Genomic DNA, 26,153 nt, shown 5'->3' on the forward strand with positions numbered 1-26,153 from the left:
TCCGAGCGGTTCCCCGAACGAGCGACGCAGCCGGACCGGGCGAGGTATCTGTCGGCACAGGAACGGCTCCGGTGCAATTACCTGGACGCCAGATACGCGTTTTGAGGGAGACATTCACCACGTCGATTCTGGCGCCACAGAACGCCACATATCGGTACGTTTCACTTGCTCACCGCGAATGGGGGAAGGCGCACTGCGGCGCCATTTGCCCATTCCCTGATGAAAGGAACAAGCACGTGCGCAATCGCATTCTTCGGATGTGTGCAGCCACCGCCGCCGCTTCGTTGCTGACCACGGCCGGCCTGGCCGCGGCCGCGACGCAGGCGGGGGCCGCGGACGAGCCCTACTACTCGCCGAGCTCGACGGTCAGCGACGCGTCCCTGGACCCGCACTCCTACATCTGCGAGGGCAACAACGCCAGCATCTACGGCACGCTCTCCGACGGCCGCATCACCTACACCTCGATCTCGCCCAAGACCGGCACGCGCGTCGGCCCCGAGATCTCGACCACGAAGCTGGGCTTCACCGTGAGGGCCAGCGCCGCCCTCAACTTCAACACCTTGCTCGTCACAGACGCGAGCACCGGTGCGTTGTGGCGGGTCGACATCTCGTCCAACAGCGACGGGGTCTCCTACTCCAAGACGAAGCTCGCCTCGAGCGGCTGGACGCACGACTCCTTGACCTACGACGGCTCGGCGTACCTCTACGGGATCGCCGACGGCCTGCTGATCCGCTACACGGTCAAGGCGAGCAAGCCGTCCCTCTCGCAGATCACGGGCCGCACGGAGATCGGCACGGGCTTCACACTCAAGGCGATCGCCGCCTCGGGCCCGGAGTCGTTCTACGGCACCACGTCCGACGGGAAGCTCGTCGAGTACCTGTTCAAGGGCACGACGTGGAAGCGCACGCTGCTGGCCGCGTCCGGCTTCGGGAGCGTCTCCCGGCTCGCCTCGCCCTTCGGCGGGATCATCTACGGCGTCGACGCCGACGGCGCGATGAGCTGGAACGAGCAGACGTCGACCTCGCTCAACCGCCACCTCGGCAAGCCGATCGACGCGTCGGGCTGGACGCAGAAGACCATCTCCGGGGTGCCCGGAGCGTGCGCCTCGAGCCAGGTCACCGTGGCGGTCGACTGGGCGCTGGCGCACGACGACATGGACTACCTGCTCGGAGCGAGCCTGACGTCCACGAAGTACATCGACTGCTCCGGCCTCACCAACCGGTCGTGGGGTGCGGCGTTCGACTACTGGACCGCGGACCTGCAGTCCACCTGGCAGGACGCGCGGTCCTCACGCGACCAGTACGCGCTGACCAGCTGGCGCGTGCCCTTCGAGGATCTGCAGCCCGGCGACATCATCGCGTTCGGCCAGAGCACCTCGACGGTCACCGATGATCACGTCGCTCTGTACATGGGTTCGGGCCGGGTCGTCGACGCCGTGAAGGACCAGGGCGTCCGCGTGGCGACCGTCGCCAGCAACGGCCGGATGCCGTACGTCATCCGTCCTCACCGCTGACGACCACCCCGGTGCGCACCCTCGTCGGCCAGGCGCCGTTCCGAGGGTGCGCACCCTCCGGCCGGTCGGTCACGCCGACCGGCCGGAGGGGACTCCGCCCCACAAAGCCGGGGAACGGGAACGGCCCCGCACCTCGTGCCCCGGGAGAGGCGAGGTGCGGGGCCGCCGTGGCCGCCGCGCAGACCCGTCGGTCAGGACGCGGTGACCTCCGTCTCCGTCCAACGGTCGTCATCGCCGATCGCGTGGACGGGCCCGACCAGGCGAACGCTCGTGGCAGCAGCACGTTCCGCACACGTGCCGACCCAGAGCTGCAGCTCGCCCGGTTCGACGATCCGGGTCAGGTCGCGGCCGCTGAACGCGACGCGCGTCGTCGGGACGTCGAAGTGCACGACCGCGGAGGCGCCCGCGGCCAGGCTCAGCCGGCGGAAGCCGACCAGCTGCGCCACCGGACGCGTCACCGTCGCGACCGTGTCGTGGGCGTACAGCTGCACGACCTCGTCACCGTCCCTCTGGCCCGTGTTGGTCACCCGGACCGCGACGCGCACACGCCCGTCCGTGGGGACCTGCGCCTGCTCGGCCACGAGCTCGTCGTACGCGAACGTCGTGTACGACAGGCCGAAGCCGAACGGCCGCGCCGGGGTCGACGGCAGGTTGGTGACGTCGCCGTCTCCCCCGAGCGCCGGGTGCAGGTACGAGAACGGCTGCGATCCTGCGGGCCGGGGCAGGCTCACCGGGAGCCTGCCCGACGGGTTGACCCGCCCGGTCAGGACACCGGCGACCGCCGCGCCGCCCTCCTCACCCGGGAAGAACGCCTGGACCACGGCCGCGCACTGCTCGAGCGCCCAGCCGACCGCGTACGGCCGGCCCGTGAGCAGCACCAGGACCACCGGGGTGCCCGTGGCGAGCACGGCCTCGACGAGCTCGCGCTGCACACCCGGCAGCTCCAGGTCGTCGCGGTCGCAGCCCTCGCCGACGGTGGCGCGGCCGAACAGGCCCGCCCGGTCGCCGACGACGACCACCGCGACGTCGGCGCCGCTCGCCGCGTCGACCGCGGCGGCGAAGCCCGACCGGTCGTCGGTGTCGACCTCGCAGCCCGGTGCGGTCGTGATCTCGACGCCGTCCAGCTCCGACCGCAGCGCGGCCAGCACCGTCGGCACCTCGATGCCCACCGGGACCTCCGGGTGGTGCTCGAGGACGTGGTTCACGAACGAGTAGCAGCCGAACATCGCCTCGTGCTTGTCGGCGTTCGGGCCCACCACCGCGACCCGGCGCGGCGCGGGCTTCGACCCGCCGAGCAGCGGCAGGACGCCGTCGTTCGCGAGCAGCACGACCGACCGCTCCGCGAGCTGCGCGGCGACCGCACGGTGCTCGGGCGAGTCGAGGTCGACGTGCGTGGGGGGCTCGTCGTCGAACGTCGCGTCGAGCAGACCCAGCTCGGCCTTCTGCAGCAGCGCACGGGTGACGGCCCGGTCGACCAGCTTCTCGTCGACCTTGCCCTCGCGGATCGCGGTGATCAGGGGCTCGAGGAACGCGTCCCCCGTGGGCAGCTCGATGTCGACACCGGCGGCCAGCGCGAGGCCGGCGGCCTCGCCGAGGCCCTCCGCGACGTGGTGCAGGATGTCGAGGAACGCGACGCCGAAGTAGTCGGCGACCACGACCCCGTCGAAGCCCCACGCCCCGCGCAGCACGTGCGTGAGGTACGTCGGGTCCGCAGCGGTCGGAACGCCGTCGATCTCGGTGTACGCGTGCATCACCGAGCGCACGCCGCCGTCGCGCACCGCCATCTCGAACGGCACGAGCAGCACGTCCGCGATCTCGCGCGGCCCCGCGTGCACCGGCCCGAAGTTGCGGCCGGACTGCGACGCGGAGTAGCCGACGAAGTGCTTGAGCGTCGCGTGGACGCCCGCCGACTGCAGCCCGCGCACGTACGCGGTGCCCGTGGCACCGACGAGGTACGGGTCCTCCGAGATGCACTCCTCGACCCGACCCCAGCGCGGGTCACGGATGACGTCGAGCACCGGGGCGAGGCCCTGGTGGACGCCGAGCGCGTGCATCGAGCCACCGATCAGCTCGGCCATCCGGCCGACGAGCTCGGGGTCGAACGCCGCGCCCCACGCGAGCGGCGTGGGGAAGGTCGCCGCCTGCCAGGCCGACAGCCCGGTCAGGCACTCCTCGTGGACGAGCGCCGGGATGCCCACCCTCTCGACGAGCTCGCGCTGCCGCCTCCAGAGCCAGCGCGCGCGCTCGACCGGGTCGACGGGGCGCGTGCCGTAGACCCGGGTCAGGTGACCCAGGCCGTGCCGCATCGCGTCGTCCAGACCGCCGTCACGCGTGAACTCGCCCTGGAGAGGGGCGACGACCTCGCCGTCGCCCTTCTCCCAGAAGCCGACGATCTGCGCCGTCTTCTCCTCGAGCGTGAGCCGCTCGACGATCTGTGCGACCCGCTCGGCGTCCGACGCACGCGCGTCCGCTGCGGGCAAAGGGGTACCCATGGTGCTCTCCGTCATCGTGGATCAGCCCTTGACCGCGCCCTGCAGACCGCTGACGATCCGCTTCTGCATCGCGAGGAAGAAGATGAGGGCCGGGATCATCGCGAGCGAGGTGAAGGCGAAGACGCCCGCGATGTCGGTCGAGTGCTCTGCCGAGAAGTCCGCGACGCCCAGCGGCAGGGTCTTGTTGTCCCCGAGCAGCAGGAGCAGCGGCAGCAGGTAGGCGTTCCAGGAGCCGACGAACGCGAGCACGCCGACCGTCACGAGACCAGGCCCCGACAGCGGGAGCAGGATCCGCCAGAAGAACCCGAGGCGGCTGGCGCCGTCGAGCTGCGAGGCCTCCTCGAGCTCGTTCGGGATCGCCTGCAGGAACGGCCGCAGGATCACGACCGTCAGCGGCAACGCGTACGCCGCCTGCGGGAGCGCGATGCCCCACCACGTGTTCGACAGGTTGAGGTCACGGATGAGGATGAACAGCGGGATGACACCCACGGTCGCCGGGAACAGCAGACCCGCCACGAAGATCGTGTAGATCCCCTCGCGGCCCTTGAACTTGTAGCGCGCGAGCGGGTAGGCCGCCATGACCCCGCAGATCACGACGAGCGCCGTCGTGATGAGCGCGATCACCGTCGAGTTGAGCGTGTAACGCCAGAAGTTCGAGTCGCTCAGGATTCCCGAGTAGTTCTTCAGGACCCAGGGGTCGGGCAGGCCGGACGGGTTGCGGATCAGGTCGCCGTTGGTGCGGAAGCCCGAGATCACGCCGTACAGCACCGGGCCGAGGGAGAACGCGACGACGATGAGCGCGATGAAGTAGATCCAGGGGTTACCGCCCCGCATCACGTTCGTCGAGCGGTTCGTGCGCCGTGCGGTCTTGGTGGCGGCGGCCGCTGCAGCGCCCTTCGGAGCGGCGGTGGCGGTGCTCATCGGGAGACCTTCTTCCGGCGGACGACCGTGGCTGTGTTGTCTCGGTTCATGATGAATCGCTGGTAGAGCAGCGCCATGACGAGCGCGACGATGAAGAGGATCACCGAGGCCGCCGAGGCGATGCCGTAGTTGGAGCGCTGCGTGCCCTGCTGGACGAGGAAGGTCGCCATCGTGCTGGTCGCGTTGGCGGGGCCACCTCCGGTGAGGACCCACACCATGTCGAAGAGCTGCAGCGAGCCGATCATCGACAGGAACGCCCACGTGCGCAGGGTCGGGCCGAGCATCGGGATCGTGACGCGCCGCTGGATCTGCCACCAGGAGGCGCCGTCGAGCTGGGCCGCCTCGTAGAGCTCCTCGGGCACGCCCTGCAGGCCGGCGAGGAACAGGATGATCGCCATGCCGAGGTACTTCCAGGTCAGCACCGCGATCACGGCGGGCAGCGCCCACTCGAGGCTGCCGGTGAAGCCTTGTTTCGGCCCGCTCAACCCGACGCTGGAGAGCACCGTGTCGATGATGCCCTCGTTCGGGACGAACATCTGGTACCAGATGACACCCGCGATGACCTCGGACAGCACGTACGGGACGAAGATGATCGTCCGCAGGATCCCCTGGCCGCGCATCTTGCGGTTCAGCAGCAGCGCGATGGCCAGGCCGAGCGGGAGCTGGATGGCGATCGACGCCACCACGATGATCATGTTGTGCTGGAACGCCTCGATGAACTCGGGGTTCTCGAGCACGCGACGGTAGTTGTCGAGACCGACGAACCTCTCGAAGTCGCCGTACCCCTTCCACTTGAAGAAGGAGATCTGGACGGCGCGTGCGATCGGCACGACGACGAACAGGCCGAGCAGTGCGAGGGCGGGCGCCACGAACAGCGTGATCTCGAGACCCTTGCGGAACGGACCACTCCCGCGGCGTCCGGCCGACCGGCCGGTCGCCGGCCGCGCCGAAGCGCGACCGGCGACCGGGACGGTCGGGTTGGACGTCGCAGGCGAGGCGGGGGCGCCCATCTGGGCGGTCGCTTCGTCTGCCACGTCGATCACTTCTCCGCGTCAGCCGCCGCCTGGGTGGCGTCGACGATGTCCTGCGGGCTGGCCTTACCGGCGAACAGGTCGACGATCTTGGCGTTCATCGCGTCACCGATCGCCTTGCCGAAGGCCGTGTCGAAGTACAGCTGGATGAACGGGGCCGCGTCACGGACCTCGAGGAGGCTCGCCAGCGCCGCGTCCGAGACGTACTTCGACGCCGTCGGGTTGGTCGGCAGACCCATGTCGAGCTCCGCGAAGCCCTTCTGGATCTCGTCGGACAGCAGGTACTGCGCGAAGTCCACGGCAGCGTCGGGCGCGTCCTTGCTCACGGCCCACGCGTCACCGCCACCCAGCTGGGCAGCCGGGTCGCCGTCACCGTTCGAGACGGCCGGGAACGCGAACCACGCGAGGTTCGAGCCGATGCCGTCCTCGCCGAGCTCGTCGGTGATGCCCTGCATCACGCCGGGCTCCCAGTGACCCTGGAGCTCGATCGCGACCTTGCCCGTGGCGAGCATGCCCGAGGCGCTCGACGGGCCCTTCTGGGCGACGGTGCTCAGGAAGCCGTCGTTGAAGGGCTCGGCGTCCAGGAGCTCCTGGAGCGACTCACCGGCGCGCAGGAAGCACGGGTCGGAGAAGTCGTACGACGACAGCGCGCCCACGAGGGTGTCCTGCGAGCACTGGCGCAGCGCGAACTGGTACCAGTAGTGCGCAGCCGGCCAGCCCTCACCGGCACCGACCGACAGCGGCGTGATGCCCGCGGCCTTGAGCTTGTCGATCGCGGCGTACATCTCGTCCCACGTGGCCGGGGGCGCCGAGATGCCGGCCTGCTCGAAGAGGGCCTTGTTGTACCAGAAGCCCACCACACCGAGCGAGAACGGCAGCGCGTAGGTCTTGCCCTCGACCTGGAAGCCGGCCACGGAGCCACCGAGCTTGGCGATCGTCTCCGCCGCCGCGTCCGAGATGTCCTTCGTGATGCCCGCGTTGACGTGGTCGCGCAGCTCGCCGCCGCCACGCTCCATGTAGATGTCCGGGGCGTCCCCGGCCTGGAACGCGGCCTCGAGCTTCGTGATCATGTCCTCGTGCTGCATGGCGCTCACCTCGACGGTGACGCCCGGGTTGGCAGCCTCGAAGTCCTTCGCGACCTTGTCGTAGTAGACCTTGCCGTCACCCGTGTTGGAGTTGTGCCACCACGAGATGGTGACCTTCTCACCCTTGTCCCCGCCGCCGCCGGTCGTGCCGTCGCCGGACGGGGAGTCGCCGCCGTTGGAGCAAGCGGCGAGGAGTGCGATCGTCGTCGCGAGCGCGATGCCCGCAGTTGCACGACGCATGCGTGCCATGTCTGGTCCCTTCGATCTTCGTTGACCCACCTGGACGCTGAGGAGCATGGCAAAGTTTCGGGCGACGCGTCAATCGTTATCGACACCGATATCGACACCGTTATGAAACCGATGCCATAGGATCGCCGCGTGGAGCACTCAGGCCGGGTCAAGATGGCCGACGTCGCCCGTCAGGCGGGCGTTTCGGTGGCGACCGTGTCCAAGGTCGTCAACGGTCGGTACGGGGTCGCGCAGGCGACCCTCGACCGCGTCCAGCAGGTCATCTCCGAGCTCGGCTACGAGGCCAGCCTCGGCGCGTCGAGCCTGCGATCGCACCGCACGCACGTGGTCGGGATCCTCGTCGCCGAGTTCGAGCCGTTCTCCACCGAGCTCCTCAAGGGCGCCTCCGACGCGATCGGCTCGACCGACTACGAGCTGCTCGCCTACTCCGCCGGCGGGCGCCGCGCGGACGTCGGCTGGGAGCGCCGGTACCTGTCGCGCCTCGGCGGCACGCTCATCGACGGCGCGATCATCGTGACCCCCACGGTGGTCGACGCGCGCAGCGTCATCCCCGTCGTCGCGATCGACCCGCACACCGGCCCGTCCGGTCTGCCGACCGTCGACTCCGACAACTTCGCCGGCGCCGTCATGGCGACCGAGCACCTGCTGCGCCTCGGCCACCGCCGCATCGGCCTCATGGGCGGGCGCCCCGACCTCGAGTCCGCGCGGCTGCGCGAGGCGGGGTTCCGCGCCGCGATGACGTCCGCCGGGCTGACGGTCGACGAGACCCTCGTCGTCAACGGTGGCTTCCGCCAGGACACCGCGACGCAGCCCGCGCGCGACCTGCTCGACCGCCCCGACCGCCCGACCGCGGTGTTCGCCGCGAACGACCTGTCGGCGATCCGTACCGTCGAGGTCGCGCGCGAGCTCGGGCTGCGCGTGCCCGACGACCTGTCCGTGGTCGGGTTCGACAACGTCCCCGAGTCCGCGCTCTGCGACCCGCCGCTGACGACCGTCAGCCAGCCGCTGCGCGACATCGGCGCGCGCGCGCTGCACCTGCTCATCGACCTGCTCGCCGAGAGGGACGTGCCGACGCACCTGCGCCTGCCCACGGCCCTGATCGAGCGCGCGTCCTGCCGCCCGCTGGGCTGACCTCCCCGGTGCCCGTCGGCACGCGCGGCACGGTCAGTGCACGACCGTGCCCGCTGCGTCGTCGGCCTCGTCCGTCACCGAGCCCTCGCGGATGTGCCGCGTGACCCACGGCGCGATCGCGAACATGGCGCCCGCGAACACGAGGGCGACCGCCCCGATCCCGCCGAAGTACGCGGTCGGGCTCGCGTCGCTCGTCACCTGCACGAGCTGTGCCGTGATCGCGTTGCCCGCGCTCGTCGCGAGGAACCACAGCGCCATCGCCTGACCCTTGAACGCGCGCGGCGCGAGCAAGGTCGTCGCGGCCAGGCCGACGGGCGACAGGCACAGCTCGCCGATCGTCTGCACGACGTAGACCACGACGAGCACCCACCACGGCGACGTGCCGTCGCCCGCGACCGCCGACGCCCCCGCGAGGAACAGGAACGACAGGGCGGCGAACGTCAGACCGATCGCGAACTTCACGGCGGTCGGCGGCCGGTCGTCGAGCTTGACCCACAGCCACGCGAACACCGGCGCGAGGATGATGATCGAGGCCGGGTTGACCGACTGGAAGAAGGCGGGCGAGACCTCGATGCCGAAGATCTCGAGGTCCGTGTGGTCACGCGCGTAGGCCGACAGCGTGCTCGCGGCCTGCTCGAAGATCATCCAGAACAGCATCGCGGCGACGAACAGCGGGATGTACGCACGCAGGCGCGACCGCTCGCGCTCCGTGACCTTGGGCGAGCGGAACATGACCCAGAACGTCGCGACCGGCGCCGCGAGCGCGATGTACGACAGCGCGTCGACGAGCGTCGTCGTCGTGAAGCCACCCGAGACGAGCGCCGCGACGCCGAGGGCCACGACGCATCCGGCCGCGACCGCGACGACGAGGCGCACGACCCCCGCGCGGTCCGCGGACGTCAGCGGGTTCGGGGGCTCGTCGCCGGCGCCGCCCAGCAGGCCACGCCCCGCGACGAAGAACACGAGAGCGATCGCCATGCCGACCGCGGCGACCGCGAAACCGGCGTGGTACCCGCCGATCTCCCGCGCGATGCCCACGAGGATCGGCGCGAGCAGTGAGCCCAGGTTGATGCCCATGTAGAAGATCGAGAACCCCGAGTCGCGCCGCACGTCGTCGCGCGAGTACAGGTCGCCGACCATGCTCGAGACGTTGGGCTTGAGCAGGCCCGTGCCGAGCGCGACGAGCACGATCCCCAGGTACGCGGTCGACGTGCTCGGGACCGCCAGGCTCACGTGACCGGCCGCGATCACGACCCCGCCGTAGAGCACCGAGCGGCGCGCGCCGATCATGCGGTCCGCGAGCCAGCCGCCGATCACCGACAGCAGGTACACCGACGCGCCGTACGCGGCGACGACCGCGTTGCCCAGGTCGTCCTCGAGCCCGAGACCGCCGTTCGCGAGCGTGTCGGTGAGGAAGTACAGCAGGATCGCCCGCATGCCGTAGTAGCTGAACCGCTCCCACAGCTCCGTCCCGAACAGGGTCATCAGGCCGAGCGGGTGGCCGAAGAACGCGCGGTCACGCGGGACCGGTCCGCGCGACCGGCCGACGCGCAGCACGGCGTCGTCGTTCAGGTGCGCGTCCCCCGGCGTGGGGTCGATCGGGCTCTGCTCGGGTCCGCTGCGTCGCGGTCCGCTCCGGTCCCGCCGCCTGCGTTCCGGCTGGTCATCACGATCCATGCCGTCATGGTCCATCCGCCCATCGTGGAGCGCCCGGGACCCCCTCACCACCTGAGTGCCGGTGCCGCGTGGTAGGGCAGGCGGTCAGTCGGACGCCGCGCGGACGCCGTCGGGGCGCGTCCGCTCGCGCTCAGCGTGCGGTGTCGCCGAACTGCCCCGCGCGGTACTCGTCCTCGAGCAGGCCCATGTCGATCGCGTCGCACCAGCGGTCGCCGTCGCGGTACGCGTCACGACGCCGCCCCTCGACCCGGAACCCGAGGTTCTCGTACAGCGCCTGCGCACGCGAGTTGATCGACAGGACGTCGAGCCCCACGCGGTGCAGGCCGAGGCCGTCGAACGCGAACCCGAGCACGAGCTCGATCGCCTCGGTGCCGTACCCGCGACCCCGGTAGCCGGGACGCATCGCGAGCCGCAGCGACGCGCTGCCCAGGTACTCGTCGATGTCGTCCAGGACGATCTCACCGAGGTACTCGTCATGGCCGACGAGCGTGATGGCGAGGTCGACGCGCCCCGGCAGCTGTCCGACGGTCGCGCACCACGTCCGCGCCTGCTCGAGCGTGAAGTCGCGGGTGGTCCCCGTCAGCCGCTTGCCCTCGGGGTCGCTCACCGACTCCCACAGCGCCTCGGCGTCGTCCGCGCGGATCGGACGGAGCGTGAGCATCTCGCCCTGCAGCGTCGGCTTCTCGACGCGCGTCGTCGTCATCGGCCCTCCCCCGGTCGGTCCCCCGAGGGTAGTGCTGCGTCCGGCTCCCCGGCAGGGACCTTCGCCGCGGCGGGGTGTCGCACTCCGCGTGCCGGCGTGCGCGGCGGCGGGGAACGAGAGCGCGCGACCGGACGGCAGCACGACGACGGGGCGACGACCACGACCGACGACGACCGACGACGAGCGATGACGACGGGCATGACGACGGCGGCGCCGCGGAGCTCAGCCAGACTCCGCGACGCCGCCGCGTCCATGACCGGGCCGGACGTGTCCGGCCCGGCGATCAGCGCACCGTGAGGGTGGCTGCCTTGCTGGTCACGTTGCCCGCCGCGTTCGTGACGTACACCCGGTACTGGGCCCCGTCACGTGCCTTGGTCGCGACGACCTTGAGCGTCGTGCTGGTCGCGCCCGTGAGCTTGACCCACGTGCTCGACCCGGCGCGCCGCTCGTACCACTGGACCGACGGTGCCGGCGAGCCGCTGACCGCGACGCGGAACGTCGCGACCGTGTCGCGCTTCGCCGTGACCGACGCCGGCGCGGTCACCACCGTCGGGGCGACCGCCTTGCGGACGACCGCCGTCGTGGTCGTCGCCTTGCCCGCGGAGTTCGTGAACACCGCGCGCACCTCGACGCCCTTGCTCGTCGTGGGGACCTTGAGCGTGACCGACGTGCCGGTCGCACCCGTGATGGTCTTCCACGTCGAGTAACCGACACCGCGCTGCTGCCAGCGCACCGTCGGGGTCGGGAAGCCCGACGCCGCCGCGCTGAGCGTCACCTTCGTGCCCGCCTTCTGGTTCGTGACGGACTTCGGGTTCTTCGTGACCTTCGGCGCGTACGGCGCGATCTTGACGGTCGCCGCCGTGGTGGTCGCCTTCCCGGCGGTGTTCGTGAACACCGCCCGGTACGACGCCCCGTGGTTGGCCGAGCCGACGACCACCGCGAGGGAGGTCTTCGTCGCACCCGCGACCGTCTCCCACGTGGTCGTGCCGGCCGCGCGACGCTGCCACGACACGGTCGGCGTCGGTGTCCCCGTCGCCGCCGCACGGAGCACCACGGTGGTGCCGCGGACCGCAGTGACGGACGACGGGTGCGTCGTCACCGTCGGCTTGACCTCCGTCGGCGGGACCACCTTGGCCTCGACCAGCCGGCCGACGCCCCAGTGCGCGGTGCTCTGGTAGCCCGCACCCGTCGGGTCGGCCCAGTTGGTGATCGCGTGCCGGCTGCCGTTCGCGGCGTCGTTGACCTGGAAGTCCAGGCCGTGGAACGTCCCGAGGCCGCCGTACTCGAGGAGGCTGATCGCCGCCTCGACGCGGTAGCCGGTCTCGGTCTCGACGACCGCGCTGGTCAGTCGGTTGCGCTGGTACGCCTCGTCACCCGTGCCGAACGACACGGCGCCCGCCGCGTCGATGCGGATCTGGGTGTCGTCGTACCGGTACGAGCCGTTCTTCGCGTTGCCGCCGTCGACGTAGATCTCGACCGAGTCCTTGATCCACGGGTCGCTCCCGCTCGTGTCGATCACCGGGTCGGCGACGTCGGCGAGCACGTACAGCGTGTGGTCCTTCCAGAGCGTCCGGAAGGTGCCGACGGCACCGCCCGAGCCCGACGTCGCCTTCTGGGTGGCGACCGAGCCGGCACCGGCCCACGCCGCGTCGACCTCGCCGTCGATCGTCGGGACGGCCGTGGCGGCCGGGACCTCGACGTACGACAGCTCCTCGACGAGCGAGACCGAACCGAGCACTCCCGGCGTGTTCCACGTGGCCTTCGTCGAGCCGTCGACCACCTGCACGTCGAGCTCGACGACGTCACCGCGTGCCGCGTCGCTCAGCGGGAGCTGCACGACGGCGGTCCAGCCGCCCTCGCGCGGCGTGGCGACGCCCTCGAGGTCACCCTCCCCGTCGCGACCGAACGCGAACGTGCCGTCGGTCGTGACGAGCCGGAGCTCGTCGGACGGGTCGACCGTGGTGTCGTCGACGTCCACGTACGCCGTGAGCCGGTCGGCGGACCAGCGCAGCTGGAACGCCGCCTTCTCGCCGACCTGCTGCAGGGGCAGTCGCTGCCACTGCGACGAGGTCACCGAGTAGTCGCCGTCGGCGTCGGCCGCGAACGCGTTCGCGCTGCGGATCGCCGCCGGCAGGTCGAGGCCGGCCGCACCGTAGAACGCGTACTTGGCCTTGTAGTAGTCGTCGAACAGCAGCGGCTTGCCGTTGTTCGACGCGCGCCACGAGCGACCGTCCGTCAGGCCCCAGAGCGTCACCGAGAAAAGGTCCTCGGCGTGCGCCCGGAACGTGTCGAACGCGGTCTGGTAGTAGTACCCCTGGTCGACGGCCTTCGCGGTGTCCGCCGAGCCGACCACGACGTCGAGCTCCGTGACCGCCTGCAGCAGGTCGGTCCCGTCCGCCTTCTTGAGGCCGTCGAAGTCCGCGAGGGCGTCGCCGAGCGTGCTGACCGGCGTCGAGAGCGCCACGTGGAACTGGTGGCCCACGCCGTCGATCGGCACGTCGCGCTCGATGAGGCGCTCCACGAGAGCCTTGTAGCGAGCGCGCTTGCCCGTCTGCTCGGTGTTGTAGTCGTTGATGAACAGCGCGACCGGGTGCTCGGCGCCCTCAGCGGCGTACTCGTCGTTGAAGGCCGCGTTCGCGTACTCGAACGCCGAGTCCACGAAGCTCTCGCCGAGGATCTGGTACCACGTCGAGCGGCGCATGCCGTCGGCGTAGGCGGTGCCGTCGTCGATCACCTCGTTGACGACGTCCCACGCGACCATCGGGTTGGTGTCCGAGCCGAACGGCCCGTACTCCTCCGCGATCGTCCGCGCCACGTTGAAGATGTGGTCGTGCAGGCGCTGACGCATCGCGTCAGGGCCGAGCAGCGCGCCCTCGTCGTCCCGGTAGAACCAGTCCGGCGTCTGGCTGTGCCAGGCGAGCACGTGGCCGTACACGCGCAGGTCGTTGTCCCGCGCGTAGTCGAGCAGCGCCTTCGCCTCGGCGTGCATGCCGAACGTGTCGACGCCCTCGCCCGAGTACCACGCCTCGACCTTCATGTAGTTCTCGGCCGTGACCTGACCGAAGTGCTTGAGCAGCAGCTCGGAGGCCGAGCCCGCCATCTCGCGCGAGTCGATCGCCACGCCCACGGGGAAGTCGACCGTGTCCTTGAGCGGCGTGAGGTCCTCGATCTCGGAGGGCGGCGTCGAACGGACCTGGATGTCGTCGATGACGAAGGTCGAGGTGTTGCCCGCCTCGCCCTGCGCCCACGCCGTCTCGAAGTACAGCTCGGCGGCCTCGTCGAACGCGGGCATCGAGAACGTGCCCGTGAGGTGGACCCACTGGCTCGAGGACAGGCCCGTGAACTGAGCGAGGTTCGAGAACGCCTGCGTCCCGTTCGCCACCGTGCGCGACGAGAGCGTCATGTCGCCCGGCGTGCCCTCGAACTTGACCCACGCGGACACGTCGTACGTCGCGCCCGGGGTGGCCGTGTCGGTCACGTCGTACTGCAGGCCCTGGCCCTGCGACACGCGGTTCGACACGCGCACCGCGTACGTCGAGTCGTGCGCGACCTCGTCCTGCACGTCGAGCGTCGCGACGCCGTTGCCGTCGTCACGCGCCGTCCAGCCCTGCAGCGTGCCGTCCTCGAAGTCGGACTCGACGAGCGTCACGCCCTTGGGCGCGGCACCGCCGGCCGGCAGCGTGAAGATCCAGCCGTCCGCGAGCAGCTCGGCGACGACCGTCTTGACCGCGTTGACGCCCGGCGTCCGGTTGCCGCCGCCGTCGTGCACGAGGACGATCTCGCCGGGGTTCGACGTGATGGTCGTGCGCAGCGCGGCGGTGAGCTTGGCCTCGTCGCCCGCGTTCTCGGCGCCGTCCCAGTCCATGATCAGGTTGTCGACGGCGAGCGGCTGCATGCCGAGGGCCACGGCGACCTGGTTCGTCTGGCCCCACGCACCGTTCGGCGCGCGGAAGTACGGGACCTCGGCATCGGGGTCGCCCAGCGCGTCACGGATGATCGCGAGGTTCGCCTTGAGCTTGTCCGCGACCTCCTGCTTCGACAGGTCGGCCATGCTCGCGTAGTCGGTGCTGTGGTTGCACAGCGTGTGGCCGTCGGCAACGATCCGCTTGAGGATGTCCGCCCCGCCCGGCGCCTGGATGTTCTCCCCGATCACGCAGAACGTCGCCGTGACGTGGTTCTCCTCGAGGAAGTCCAGCAGCGCGGTCGTCGTGGCGCCGTTGGGGCCGTCGTCGAACGTGAGCGCCGAGGTCTTCACCGTGCCGCGCGCGGCCGAGACCGGCGTGGTCGTCGGGTTGAGCGCGCCACCCGGCACGAAGTCCGGGTCCGTCTCGACGTAGTCGTCGCTGGAGCCACCTGTGATCAGCACGTCGTCCACCAGGAAGTCGGGGTGCGCGGTCTCGACGTCAGCGGCCTCGAAGTACAGCACGACCGAGGTCAGGCCCGGACCGCGCGTGTACGTGCCGGAGAGCTCGACCCACTCCTGGTCGGTCACGTCGACCGCCTCGGCGACCGTGCCGTACGAGTCGTCACCGCCGGAGTTCGTCTGGGCCGTGAGCTTGATGGTCGAGGGCCCGGTGGTCCCGGCCGGGAGCTTGACCCACGCCGAGACGGTGTAGGGCGTGCCCTCGGCGAGGGTCGCCGTCAGGTCGGCCTGCGTCCCTGCCCAGTTCGCGCTGCGCGCCGAGACCAGCAGGCTCTTCGCGCCGCCGTGCGCCTCGGTGTCGGTCAGCGCGGTCGTCGAGCCGCGGTTGCCCCACGGGTCCTTCGTGGTCTCGAAGTCGTTGCTGAGGACGACCGTCGGCTCGCTGCTGGGCGAGGTCGCCGTCACCAGCACGTCGTCGAGCTGGTAGGAGTACGTCGCGCCGGTGGTGCCGAGGTAGAACGAGCTCTCCGTGGCGACCGCGGGGATCGTGTACTGGCTGGTGACGGTTGTCCACTCGGCGGTGACCGTGGTGGGCGTGAGCCAGCCGAAGTTGGGCAGCGTGATCCACCGTGCGTCGACCTGGTCCGCACCCTCGACGACGCGCATCTTGGCGGAGACGGTCACGACGCTGCCGGGGGCCAGGTCGTCGAGCATGCCCGCGGGGGTCGAGACGCCGTCGTAGTCCGCGCCGCGCGGGACCTCGTAGACCTTGGAGTCGTCCGGCAGCGTGACGAACTCGCCGCTCGCGCCGGACGGGAGGAGAGCGCCGAGCGTGCCGTCGTCGAACGACTCGGACAGCAGGGTGGTCGCCCCGTCGGCCGCGCCGGCGGCTGTGGCGCCCGCCGTGACGGCCGTCAGGGGTGCCGCGAGCAGCGCGAGAGTGGCGAGACCCGCCACCCTGCGCCTTCCGCGAACCGGGGAGTGAGTGAACATCAACGCTCCTTTGCGTGGACGTGGACCGATCTCGGTGGCGTGAGGCTAGCCCGGTATCGGGCTCCGTGGCGCGTTCTTTCGGTAACGATTTCGATACCGTTCGACCGCGCGCATGCCGCGCACTCGGGACGGACCGGACAGGACCGCGTCCGGCGCCGCACGGAACCGGTGGCGACGATGGGCGTGATCACGCGGAGGTCGGGACGTACGTCCCTGTCACCGGAGACGACGAAGCCCCCGATCGGAGGACGTCCGACCGGGGGCTTCGTCGTACCGCGCGTCCCCTGGAGGGATTACGCGCTGAAAGTTTCGATCACTGCGAGACGCGCTCCAGGACCAGCTCGCGCACGCGACCCGCGTCGGCCTGACCGCGCGTGGCCTTCATGACCGCACCGATGATCGCGCCGACCGGCCCGAGGTTGCCCGACCGGATCTTCTCGGCGATGTCCGGCTGCGCCGCGAGCGCCGCGTCGATCGCCTCGAGGAGCGGACCGTCGTCGGACACGACCTCGAGGCCACGTGCGACGACGACCTGCTCGGGGTCGCCCTCCCCCGCGAGCACGCCCTCGAGGACCTGCCGCGCGAGCTTGTCGTTGATCCGGCCCGAGTCGACGAGCGCCTGCAGCGCACCGATCTGCGCGGGCGTGATGGGCAGCTCGGCCAGCTCGACCTCGCGCTCCTTGGCGGTACGCGCGAGCTCGCCCATCCACCACTTGCGTGCGGCCGCGGGCGCCGCACCCGCGGCCACCGTCGCCTCGATGAGCTCGACCGCGCCCGCGTTCACCACATCGCGCATCTCGGCGTCCGCGAAGCCCCACTCGCCCTGCAGCCGGCGACGACGCGCCGCGGGCAGCTCCGGGAGCGCGGCGCGGATCTCCTCGACCCACGCGCGGTCCGGCGCGATCGGCACCAGGTCGGGCTCCGGGAAGTACCGGTAGTCCTCCGCGTCCGACTTCACGCGCCCGCTCGTCGTCGTGCCCGTGTCCTCGTGCCAGTGGCGCGTCTCCTGCACGACCGCGCCGCCCGCGTCGAGCACCGCCGCCTGCCGCGAGATCTCGTAGCGCACCGCGCGCTCGACCGAGCGGAACGAGTTCACGTTCTTGGTCTCGGTCCGTGTGCCCAGCGGGCTCGACGACGTCGGGCGCAGCGACACGTTGACGTCCGCCCGCACGTTGCCGCGCTCCATGCGCGCCTCGGAGACCTCGAGCGCACGGAACAGGTCGCGCAGCGTCTGCACGTACGCACGTGCGACCTCGGGCGCTCGGGCACCAGCACCCGTGATCGGGCGCGTGACGATCTCGACGAGCGGGATGCCCGCGCGGTTGTAGTCGACCAGCGAGTACTCCGCGCCGTGGATGCGACCCGTGCTGCCGCCCACGTGCGTGTTCTTGCCCGCGTCCTCCTCCATGTGCGCGCGCTCGATGTCGACGCGGAACACCGTGCCGTCCTCGAGCTCGACGTCGACGTGCCCGTCGAACGCGATCGGCTCGTCGTACTGCGACGTCTGGAAGTTCTTCGGGACGTCCGGGTAGAAGTAGTTCTTGCGCGCGAACCGGCACGTCTGCGCGATCGAGCAGTTCAGTGCCAGACCGATCCGGATCGCGTACTCGACCGCGGTCCCGTTGACCACCGGGAGGCTGCCCGGCAGCCCCAGCGACACGGGCGTGACAGACGTGTTGGGCTCCTCGCCGAACCCCGCCGGCGCCGCGTCGAACATCTTGGTCCGCGTGCCGAGCTCGACGTGCACCTCGATGCCGATCACCGGGTCGAAGCGCGCGACCGCGTCGTCGTAGTCGACCAGGTCGACGACTGCGTGGCTCATCGCGCCACCTCCAGCTCCGGGGCCTGGGCCAGCAGCGGGCCGCCCCACTCGTTCTCGAGCAGCGCCTCGAGCGCCGCACCCACGCGGTACAGGCGGTCGTCGGCCTTCGCCGGCGCGAGCACCTGGAACCCGACGGGCAAGCCGTCGTCCGACAGCCCCGCGGGCAACGACAGACCGGGGACACCCGCGAGGTTCGCCGGGATCGTCGCGACGTCGTTGAGGTACATCGCCAGCGGGTCGTCGAGCTTCTCGCCCAGCTTGAACGCGGTCGTCGGCGCGGTGGGCGAGACGAGCACGTCGGCCTGCGCGAACGCGGCCGAGAAGTCGCGCTGGATGAGCGTGCGGACCTTCTGCGCGCTGCCGTAGTACGCGTCGTAGTAGCCCGCCGACAGCGCGTACGTCCCGAGGATGATGCGCCGCTTGACCTCGTCGCCGAAGCCCTGGCCACGCGTCGCGGCCATGACGCGCTCCGCGGTCACCGGACCCTCGCTCGGCTCGACCCGCAGGCCGAACCGCATGCCGTCGAACTTGGCCAGGTTGCTCGACGCCTCGGCCGGCAGGATGAGGTAGTACGCCGCGAGCGCGTACGTGAAGTGAGGGCACGAGACCTCGACGATCTCCGCGCCCGCGCGCTCCAGCAGGCCGAGCGACTCGTGGAACCGCGCGAGGACGCCGGCCTGGTAGCCCTCGCCCTGCAGCTCGGTGATCACACCGACGCGCACCCCCGACAGGTCGCCGTTCGCCCCCAGGCGCGCCGCGCCGACGAGGTCCGGCAGCGGCTCGGCGATCGACGTCGAGTCGCGCGGGTCGTGACCGCCGATGAGCTCGTGCAGCAGCGCCGAGTCGAGCACCGTGCGCGTCACCGGACCCGCCTGGTCCAGGCTGCTCGCGAGCGCGATCAGCCCGTAGCGCGAGACCGAGCCGTACGTGGGCTTGACGCCCACCGTGCCCGTGACCGCGGCCGGCTGACGGATCGAGCCGCCCGTGTCCGTGCCGATCGCGAGCGGCGCCTCGTACGCGCCGACCGCCGCGGCGCTGCCGCCGCCCGAACCACCCGGGATCCGCTCGAGGTCCCACGGGTTGTGCGTGTTGCCGTACGCGGAGTGCTCGGTCGACGAGCCCATCGCGAACTCGTCCATGTTCGTCTTGCCGAGGATCGGCAGGCCGGCCGCCTTGATGCGCTCGACGAGCGTCGCGTCGTACGGCGGGACCCAGCCCTCGAGGATCTTCGAGCCGGCGGTCGTGGGAACACCCCTCGTCACCACGACGTCCTTGACCGCGATCGGCACACCCGCCAGCGGGTGCAGCGTCTCGCCCGCCGCGCGTCGCGCGTCCACGTCCGCCGCGGTCGCGAGCGCGTCCTCGTCGGACACGTGCAGGAACGCGTGCACCGCGGGCTCGACCGCCGCGATGCGGTCCAGGTGCGCACGCGTCGCCTCGACGCTCGACACCTCGCCCGCCTGCAGCCTGTCGGCGAGCGCCGCCGCCGAGATCCGCGTCAGGTCGTCGCTCATGCGTCCTCCCCCAGGATCTGCGGGACGAGGAACTTGCCGTCGCGGGCGGCCGGCGCTGCGGCCAGCACCGCGTCGCGGTCGACCGGGGGCTCGGGCACGTCGGCTCGGAACACGTTCGTCAGCGGCAGGGGGTGGCTCGTGGCCGGCACGTCCGGCGTGGCGATCTCGCTCACGCGCGCGACCGACTCGACGATGACGTCGAGCTCCCCGGCGAGCCGGTCGAGCTCGTCGGGCGTCAGGTCGATCCGGGCCAGCCCCGCCACACGCGCGACCTCGTCGCGAGAGAGGGTGGACATGACGCAGAGTCTAGTGGGGCCTCACACCCGCTCGACGGCCGCCTCGATGAGCGAGAGCAGCGCGAGCGCGTACGCGTCCTCGGCACGGTCGGCGGTGAACACCTGCTCGGGCCGCCCCGCGAGCTCGACGAGCACCTGGAACGTGCCGTCGGTCGCACGCGCGAGCGAGCGGAACGTCCCGCCCAGCAGGTCGCGCAGCTGGTCCTCGCGTGGCAGCCAGACCGCGTCCTGCAACGCGACCGAGTCCAGCGCCCACTCGGTCGTGCCGTTGAAGCCCAGCACCGTGCCGGTCGGGTAGTGGTGCGGCTCGATGGTCATCTCGCTGACCGTGAAGACCTCGTCGACGCCGTCCACGAGCACACCGAACCGGTCGCCCGACGCCGGGTGCCAGTGCAGCCCCGTGCCGCGCAGCCGCAGGGCCAGCTCACGCGTGATCACACGTCCAGTATCGACCTGTCCGGGACCATCTGCCCGAGCGACGCGGCGGACGACGAGCGATGCTCGCAGACGTGCGTCCCACCCCCGTCTACTACTACTCGTCCTCGAGCGGACTCGTCCGCACGTTCGCCGAGCGCCTCGGACGTCCGGTGTTCAACCTCGCCGAGCGTGAGCACCGGCGCAGCGAGGTCGACGGGCCGTGGGTCCTGCTGACGCCGTCCTACAAGACCGGCAACGACGCCAACGACACGATCCCCGAGGCCGTGCGGCGGTTCCTGCGCTCCGAGCGCAACCGCCGCCAGCTCGTCGGGATCATGGGCTCGGGGAACCGCAACTTCGGCCGCTACTACCAGAAGGCCGCGCGGGAGATCGCCGAGCGCTCGGGGCGGCCGATCCTGTTCGAGTTCGAGCTCGCCGGCACGCCGTGGGACGTCGAGGAGTGCCGGCGCCTCCTCGACGAGCTCGACGAGGGGCTCGCCCGCCGCGCAGGCTGAGCCCCTCGTCGCTCGTCGTGCTCAGGCGCCGTTGCTCCCCGAACGGTTGCCCAGCGCGCCCGAGGCGATCCCGCCGGCCGCACCCGAGAGCACCGAGGCGATGTCGATGCCCGTGAGCGACTTGACGACCTCCTGGCCCTCGCCGAGGACCTGACCGACCGTCTTGGTGACCGCCGACGCTCCGTCGGTCGAGACCACCGTGAGCTGCTTGATCGCCGCGATCGGGTCGGACGCCGCCTTCACGATCTCCGGCAGGACCGCGATGACCTGCTGGGCGAGGATCGCCTCGCCCTGCTCCCGCAGCGCGTCGGCCTGCGCCTTCGTCGCCTCGGCCGCGGCTAGGCCCTCGGCCTTCGCCGCCGCCGCGCGGGCGAGACCGAGCGCCTCGACCGCCTGCGCCTCGGCGAGCTGACGGTCACGCTCGGCGTTGCCCGCGCGGATCGTGGCCTGCGCCGCGGCCTCGGCGTCGTTGACCGCCGCGACCTTGTTCGCCTCGGCGATGCGCGTGCGCTTGAACGCGTCCGCCTCCGTCGCGGCGTTCGCCGCGTCGCGCTCGCCGGTCGCCTGCTGGACCGCGGCGTACGCGGCGGCCTCGGCCGGCTTGCGCACGTCGATGTCGAGCTGCTCCTCGGTGACCTTGGCCTTCTCGGCGAGCGCCTCGCGCTCCTGCTGCGCGACGAGCTTGTCCTGCTCGGCACGCGCGAGGCGGCCCGCGGCCTCGGCCTCGGCGTTCGCGCGGTCGGTCTCGGCCTTGATGGTGGCCTGCTTGAGCGCGAGGTCACGCTGGCGCTCGGCGATGGCCTCGGCCGCCACGATCTTGGCGAACTCGGAGACCTGCTGCGCCTCGGCCTCCTTGACCTCGGCGACCTGGCGGGCACGGGCGGCCTCGGCGCGACCGAGGTTCGCCAGGTAGTCCGAACCGGGCGTCGAGATGTCGGAGATGTTGAGCAGGTCGACCTGCAGGCCCTGCTCGGCGAGGTCGGCCTTGGTCGAGGCGACGACCGCGTCCTGCAGCGACTTGCGGTCGCTGATGATCTGCTCGATCGTCATGTCGCCGATGATCGAGCGCAGCGACCCCTCGAGCGACTCCTTGATGACGTCGGTCAGCGTCGCCTGCTGCGACAGGAAGCGCTGGGCCGCACGACGCACGCCCTCCTCGTCGCCGCGCACCTTGAAGTTGATCGACGCCTTGATGGCGAGCTTGATGCGGTTCTTGTCGACGCCCTCGACCGTGATGCCGATCTGCCGCTGCTCGAGCGAGATCGGGAAGCCCTGCTGCAGCACGGGCCAGACGAAGACGCGGCCGCCGACGACCACGCGCTGACCGCCGTCACCCGCGTTCTTGCCGGCGCCACGGCCGACGATGATGAGCGCCTCGTTGGGGGGCACGCGGCGGATGCGCTTCGTGACGAGCGCGAGGACCGCGAAGAACGCGATGACCAGTGCGAGCACGGCGATGATCGCCGCACCGTTCTCCAAGAACTCGGGCATGGTGTCCCGGGTCGCCCCGGGCTCCTTCCTGTCCGGCCGCGACGAGCGCCGCGGCGTGGGTGGGTTCGGTCGATGACTCGGTGCGCGGACCTCGGTGTCCGCCGGGGTGGGTCAGGCGCGCGCGACCTGCACGCGTGACCCGGAGACGCCCACGACGACCACGCGCGTCCCTGCCTGGAGGGTCTCGTCCGACCAGGCCAGACGACTCTCGAGGTCCCGCACGCCTTCGAGCCGCACCTCTCCGCCCTCCGGTCCCGTGGTCGCCGTGAGCACCCCGAACGCGCCCTCGAGAGGGGGCGGCGGCGCGTCCTCGGACTCCGCGAGCCGGTTGACGACGAGCTGGGCGACGAGACCGGCCGCGGCCGCGAACGCGACCGCGATGACGTACGCCCAGATCACGTCGAGGTCCTGCGACAAGGCGAGCACACCCGAGGCGCCGAACACGACGGCGCCGATCCCGACAGCCAGCCCGGAGATCCCGCCGTCCCCGATCTCGAACGACTCGAAGATCTCGCCCACGACGAGCGAGAGGACGAGCAGCACCAGACCGATGGCACCGACCACGAAGAAGACCGTCACGACTGTCCCTTTCCTGCTTGCCAGACCCCCGGGACGCCCGCCGAGCGGGCCACCCCTGACGTGAGTAACGGAGCAGTATGTCAGAGCAGGTCACCGCCGCGTGGGCGGTCTGTGGACAAGTTTCAGCACCGGCTCAGGACCGGATCAGCGCCGTCTCGCACGAGGTCCGCAGCTGGTCCGTCGACGTCAGCGGTCCGGGTCCGGCTCTCGGTAGCGGTAGCCGTCGACGGGCACGAAGCCGAGACCGTCGTAGAGCGCGCGCGCCGCCTCGTTGTGCTGCTCGACCTGGAGGAAGGCACGCGTCACGCCCTGCTCGCGCGCGAGCCGCAGTCCCGCCGCGGTCAGCGTCCGCCCGATCCCCCGCCGACGCGCGTCGGGCGCGACCACGAGGCACGAGAGCGCCGCCCACCCGTCCGCGAGCGCGACCCGGATCACCCCGACGACCGTCGACCGGTCGCGTGCCGTCACGTGCCAGGCGTCGCCGCTCGCGAGAATGCCGCGCAGGAGCTCGCGGTGCCGGCCGCCGCTCTTGACGGCGAGGTAGGTGTCGAGCCAGTCGTCGTCCGGCTCGCGCGCCCAGGTCACCTCGATGTCCGAGGCGGACCCTGCGGGCTCGTCCCCGTCACCGTCGTCGTCCAGCTCGCGAGCCAGGACGTCCGTCTCCGCGACCGTCACCCAACCCCGGCGGTCGAGCTCACGGTCCACCGCGTCGTCCGCCTCGGTCCCGCCGACCCGGATGACCGCACGTTGACCCGCGGCGGAGTAGAGCGCCTCGACCTCGTCGACCGCACGAGCGGCGTCGACGGGCACCCGCAGCGGCACCGCGCTGTTCGCGCGTCTCGTCACGCCGCCCGACAACCCGGCGCGCCAGCCGTCGGACGTCTCCACCGTGCGCACGGGCGGCCAGCAGGCCATCTCCGTCGCCGCGCCCGGTGCGGGCAGCGTCGCGTGCTGCGCGGTCACGCGAGCGCCTCCGGGCCGCCCGCGAGCAGCCGCTCGAACGCGGCCTCGTCGAGGATCGGCAGGCCGAGCTCGCGCGCCTTGGTCTCCTTGGACCCGGCGTTCTCGCCGACCACCACGTAGTCCGTCTTCTTCGACACCGACCCGGACGCCTTGCCGCCGCGCGACAGGATCGCCTCCTTGGCCTCGTCCCGCGAGTAGCCCTCGAGGCTCCCCGTGACGACGACCGTCAGTCCCTCGAGCGTGCGCGGCGCCCCCTCGACCGCCTCGTCCGCCATGACCACGCCCGCGGCCTGCCAGCGGTCGACGATCTCGCGGTGCCAGTCCTGCGCGAACCAGTCGGCGAGCGACGCCGCGATCGTCGGACCGACGCCGTCCACCCCGCTGAGCCGCTCGACCGCTACCTCCGGATCGCCCTCGAGCACCTCGCGCAACGCGGCCATCGACCGGAACTCCTGCGCGAGCGCGCGCGCCGCGGTCGGCCCGACGTTGCGGATGCTGAGCGCCACGATCACGCGCCACAGCTCCTTGGTCTTGGCCAGGTCGAGCTGGTCGAGCAGCGTGCGGGCCGCCTCGGAGGGCTCCCAGTCCCGCAGCTCGCGTCCCTCGGCCTCGGCCTGCGCGCGCTGCGTCCTGCTCCACGTCAGACGGCGACGGAACGGGGTGCGGCGACGCACGTTGCCGTCCTCGTCCTCGCGCGGCAGGCCCGTCTCCGGGTCCCGCACGACGACCTCGATCTGCGCGAGCCGCGCCAGGCTCACCTCGCGCACGCGCTCGCGCTCCTCGTCGCTCGCGTCCGCCGGGTAGCCGACCAGGTCGAACAGGTCGGCCTCGGTGCGCAGCGGAGGCGTCTCGGGGACGTCCGGCTGGGTGAGCGCGGCGGCCGTGACCTCGCCGAGCGCCTCGATGTCGAGCGCGCCGCGCGAGCCGATGTGCTCGACGCGGCCACGGACCTGCGCGGGGCAGCTCTGCGCGTTCGGGCAGCGCAGGTCGACGTCGCCCTCGCGCATGGGGCGCAGCGGGGTGCCGCACGCGGGGCAGTCGGTGGGCATCGTCCACGGGACCCGCTCGACGTCATCACCCGGCGCGCGCGGCGCGGGACCGACGATCTCCGGGATCACGTCGCCCGCCTTGCGCAGGACGACCATGTCGCCGATCTCGACGCCCTTGACCTTGACCACGTCCTGGTTGTGCAGCGTGGCCTGCCGCACCGTCGACCCCGCGACGACGACCGGCTCCATCACGGCGAACGGCGTCGCGCGGCCCGTGCGGCCGATCCCGACCTCGATCGCCAGGAGCCGCGTGTTGACCTCCTCGGGCGGGTACTTGTAGGCGATCGCCCAGCGCGGCGCGCGGCTCGTCGCGCCGAGCCGGCGCTGCAGCGCGATCTCGTCGACCTTGACGACGATCCCGTCGATCTCGTGCTCGACGTCGTGCCGGTGCTCGCCGTAGTGGGCGATCATCTCCCGCACGCCGTCGAGCCCCTGCACGACGCGCGTGTGCGAGGACGTCGGTACGCCCCAGCCGCTCAGCAGCTCGTAGACCTGCGACTGCCGCAGCAGGTCGGCCGGACGCGCACCGGGCGCCCACCGCAGCGCACCGATCCCGTGCGCGTACATCCGCAAGGGGCGCGACGCGGTGACGCGCGGGTCCTTCTGGCGCAGCGAGCCCGCCGCGGCGTTGCGCGGGTTGGCGAACGGTGCCTTGCCCGCCGCGACCTGCGCCGCGTTGAGCTCGGTGAACGCCTCGACCGGCAGGAACACCTCGCCGCGGATCTCGATGAGGTCCGGGTGGGTGGCGGGGTCGCCCGCGAGCACGTCGGGGATCGTCGTGATGGTGCGGACGTTGAGCGTCACGTCCTCGCCCGTGCGGCCGTCGCCACGCGTCGCCGCGCGCACCAGCCGCCCCTTCTCGTACAGCAGGGCGATCGCGAGGCCGTCGATCTTGAGCTCGCACAGGTAGTGCGGCGGCTCGTCGGTCTCGAGGTCGCGCTGGACCCGCTCGGCCCACGCGCGGATGTCCTCGTCGGAGAACGCGTTGTCGAGCGACAGCATGCGCTCGACGTGGTCGACCGAGGCGAACTCGGTCGAGAACGTCCCGCCGACGACCTGCGTCGGCGAGTCCGGCGTGCGCAGGCTCGGGTAGGTCTCCTCGAGCTCCGCGAGCTCGCGCATGCGGGCGTCGTACTCGGCGTCCGACGACGACGGCGCGTCCCGGACGTAGTACGCGAACTGGTCCGCCCGGATCTGCTCGGCGAGCGCGTCCCAGCGGTGCCTCGCCTCCGTCGGCAGCGCGTCCGCTGTCTGGTCCTCGGGAGGTAGGTCCGCAGTCAGGTCGCCCGAAGCTGCGTCCACGGGGGCGGTCGTCTCGGCAGGCTGCGCGTCGCTCACCCGCCCATTC

At 71.4% G+C, this 26,153-nt stretch carries 18 protein-coding genes; 3 read left to right on the forward strand and 15 right to left on the reverse strand.

Going from position 1 to position 26,153, the window contains the following annotated elements; genetic code table 11:
- Window positions 1–257: 257 nt before the first annotated feature.
- Window positions 258–1,514 carry a C40 family peptidase gene (locus CPE01_RS01675; RefSeq protein ID WP_146804886.1) on the forward strand — a complete coding sequence of 419 codons (1,257 nt, stop codon included), beginning with the start codon at window positions 258–260 and terminating at the stop codon, window positions 1,512–1,514.
- A gap of 191 nt (window positions 1,515–1,705) precedes the next feature.
- On the opposite strand, the gene CPE01_RS01680 is transcribed toward CPE01_RS01675, so the two are convergent.
- Genes CPE01_RS01680 through CPE01_RS01695 form a run of 4 tightly spaced genes read right to left on the reverse strand, consistent with a single transcriptional unit; the run spans window position 1,706 to window position 7,292 of the window.
- Window positions 1,706–4,006, reverse strand: a complete 2,301-nt coding sequence (locus tag CPE01_RS01680; protein WP_246783659.1) for a beta-xylosidase/alpha-l-arabinosidase — start codon at window positions 4,004–4,006, stop codon at window positions 1,706–1,708.
- Window positions 4,007–4,027: 21 nt separating this feature from the next.
- On the reverse strand, window positions 4,028–4,927 hold the full coding sequence (locus tag CPE01_RS01685; RefSeq protein ID WP_146804888.1) for a carbohydrate ABC transporter permease: 900 nt from the start codon (window positions 4,925–4,927) through the stop codon (window positions 4,028–4,030).
- Window positions 4,924–5,961 (reverse strand): carbohydrate ABC transporter permease, encoded by a 1,038-nt coding sequence (locus tag CPE01_RS01690; RefSeq protein WP_246783660.1) that lies wholly within the window; start codon window positions 5,959–5,961, stop codon window positions 4,924–4,926. Before CPE01_RS01690 ends, CPE01_RS01685 begins: the two co-directional genes overlap by 4 nt.
- Window positions 5,962–5,966: 5 nt before the next feature.
- Entirely contained in the window at window positions 5,967–7,292 is a 1,326-nt protein-coding gene (locus CPE01_RS01695) for an ABC transporter substrate-binding protein (RefSeq protein ID WP_146804889.1), read from the reverse strand.
- Window positions 7,293–7,445: 153 nt separating this feature from the next.
- Here CPE01_RS01695 and CPE01_RS01700 point away from each other — a divergent pair, with 153 nt between their 5' ends.
- Window positions 7,446–8,423 carry a LacI family DNA-binding transcriptional regulator gene (locus CPE01_RS01700; RefSeq protein ID WP_146804952.1) on the forward strand — a complete coding sequence of 326 codons (978 nt, stop codon included), beginning with the start codon at window positions 7,446–7,448 and terminating at the stop codon, window positions 8,421–8,423.
- 33 nt (window positions 8,424–8,456) lie between these two features.
- Here CPE01_RS01700 and CPE01_RS01705 read toward each other — a convergent pair whose 3' ends face one another.
- The 7 genes from CPE01_RS01705 to CPE01_RS01735 form a co-directional block, all read right to left on the reverse strand.
- Window positions 8,457–10,100, reverse strand: a complete 1,644-nt coding sequence (locus CPE01_RS01705; protein ID WP_146804890.1) for a peptide MFS transporter — start codon at window positions 10,098–10,100, stop codon at window positions 8,457–8,459.
- A 130-nt stretch (window positions 10,101–10,230) separates the two neighbouring features.
- The gene (locus tag CPE01_RS01710) at window positions 10,231–10,803 is read right to left on the reverse strand and encodes a GNAT family N-acetyltransferase (protein WP_146804891.1); all 573 of its coding nucleotides are present in this window, start codon (window positions 10,801–10,803) and stop codon (window positions 10,231–10,233) included.
- A gap of 283 nt (window positions 10,804–11,086) precedes the next feature.
- A complete protein-coding gene (locus CPE01_RS01715) occupies window positions 11,087–16,123 on the reverse strand; it encodes an endo-1,4-beta-xylanase (protein ID WP_186811357.1) in 5,037 nt (1,678 codons plus the stop codon).
- Window positions 16,124–16,472: 349 nt separating this feature from the next.
- The gene (gatB, locus tag CPE01_RS01720; protein ID WP_146804893.1) at window positions 16,473–17,981 is read right to left on the reverse strand and encodes an Asp-tRNA(Asn)/Glu-tRNA(Gln) amidotransferase subunit GatB; all 1,509 of its coding nucleotides are present in this window, start codon (window positions 17,979–17,981) and stop codon (window positions 16,473–16,475) included.
- Complete coding sequence (gene gatA / locus CPE01_RS01725; RefSeq protein WP_146804894.1) at window positions 17,978–19,495, reverse strand: Asp-tRNA(Asn)/Glu-tRNA(Gln) amidotransferase subunit GatA; 1,518 nt, start codon at window positions 19,493–19,495, stop codon at window positions 17,978–17,980. Before gatA ends, gatB begins: the two co-directional genes overlap by 4 nt.
- Window positions 19,492–19,791, reverse strand: a complete 300-nt coding sequence (gatC, locus tag CPE01_RS01730; protein ID WP_146804895.1) for an Asp-tRNA(Asn)/Glu-tRNA(Gln) amidotransferase subunit GatC — start codon at window positions 19,789–19,791, stop codon at window positions 19,492–19,494. Before gatC ends, gatA begins: the two co-directional genes overlap by 4 nt.
- Before the next feature lie 21 nt (window positions 19,792–19,812).
- Window positions 19,813–20,229 (reverse strand): pilus assembly protein CpaE, encoded by a 417-nt coding sequence (locus tag CPE01_RS01735; RefSeq protein ID WP_146804896.1) that lies wholly within the window; start codon window positions 20,227–20,229, stop codon window positions 19,813–19,815.
- A gap of 71 nt (window positions 20,230–20,300) precedes the next feature.
- Between CPE01_RS01735 and nrdI the strand changes: the two genes are divergently transcribed.
- Entirely contained in the window at window positions 20,301–20,723 is a 423-nt protein-coding gene (gene nrdI, locus CPE01_RS01740; RefSeq protein WP_146804897.1) for a class Ib ribonucleoside-diphosphate reductase assembly flavoprotein NrdI, read from the forward strand.
- A 21-nt stretch (window positions 20,724–20,744) separates the two neighbouring features.
- Here the strand turns inward: nrdI and CPE01_RS01745 are convergent, their stop codons facing one another.
- The 4 genes from CPE01_RS01745 to ligA all read right to left on the reverse strand — a co-directional run bounded on the left by CPE01_RS01745 (window position 20,745) and on the right by ligA (window position 26,143).
- Window positions 20,745–22,214: an SPFH domain-containing protein gene (locus tag CPE01_RS01745; protein WP_146804898.1), complete on the reverse strand. Its 1,470-nt coding sequence runs from the start codon at window positions 22,212–22,214 to the stop codon at window positions 20,745–20,747.
- A gap of 111 nt (window positions 22,215–22,325) precedes the next feature.
- Window positions 22,326–22,793, reverse strand: coding sequence for an NfeD C-terminal domain-containing protein (locus CPE01_RS01750; RefSeq protein WP_146804899.1), 468 nt, complete (start codon window positions 22,791–22,793; stop codon window positions 22,326–22,328).
- 186 nt (window positions 22,794–22,979) lie between these two features.
- Window positions 22,980–23,756: a GNAT family N-acetyltransferase gene (locus CPE01_RS01755; protein WP_146804900.1), complete on the reverse strand. Its 777-nt coding sequence runs from the start codon at window positions 23,754–23,756 to the stop codon at window positions 22,980–22,982.
- Window positions 23,753–26,143, reverse strand: coding sequence for an NAD-dependent DNA ligase LigA (gene ligA / locus CPE01_RS01760; RefSeq protein ID WP_371861965.1), 2,391 nt, complete (start codon window positions 26,141–26,143; stop codon window positions 23,753–23,755). Before ligA ends, CPE01_RS01755 begins: the two co-directional genes overlap by 4 nt.
- Window positions 26,144–26,153: the final 10 nt, after the last annotated feature.

The sequence above is a fragment of the Cellulomonas persica genome, assembly GCF_007989825.1.
Lineage (GTDB): Bacteria > Actinomycetota > Actinomycetes > Actinomycetales > Cellulomonadaceae > Cellulomonas > Cellulomonas persica.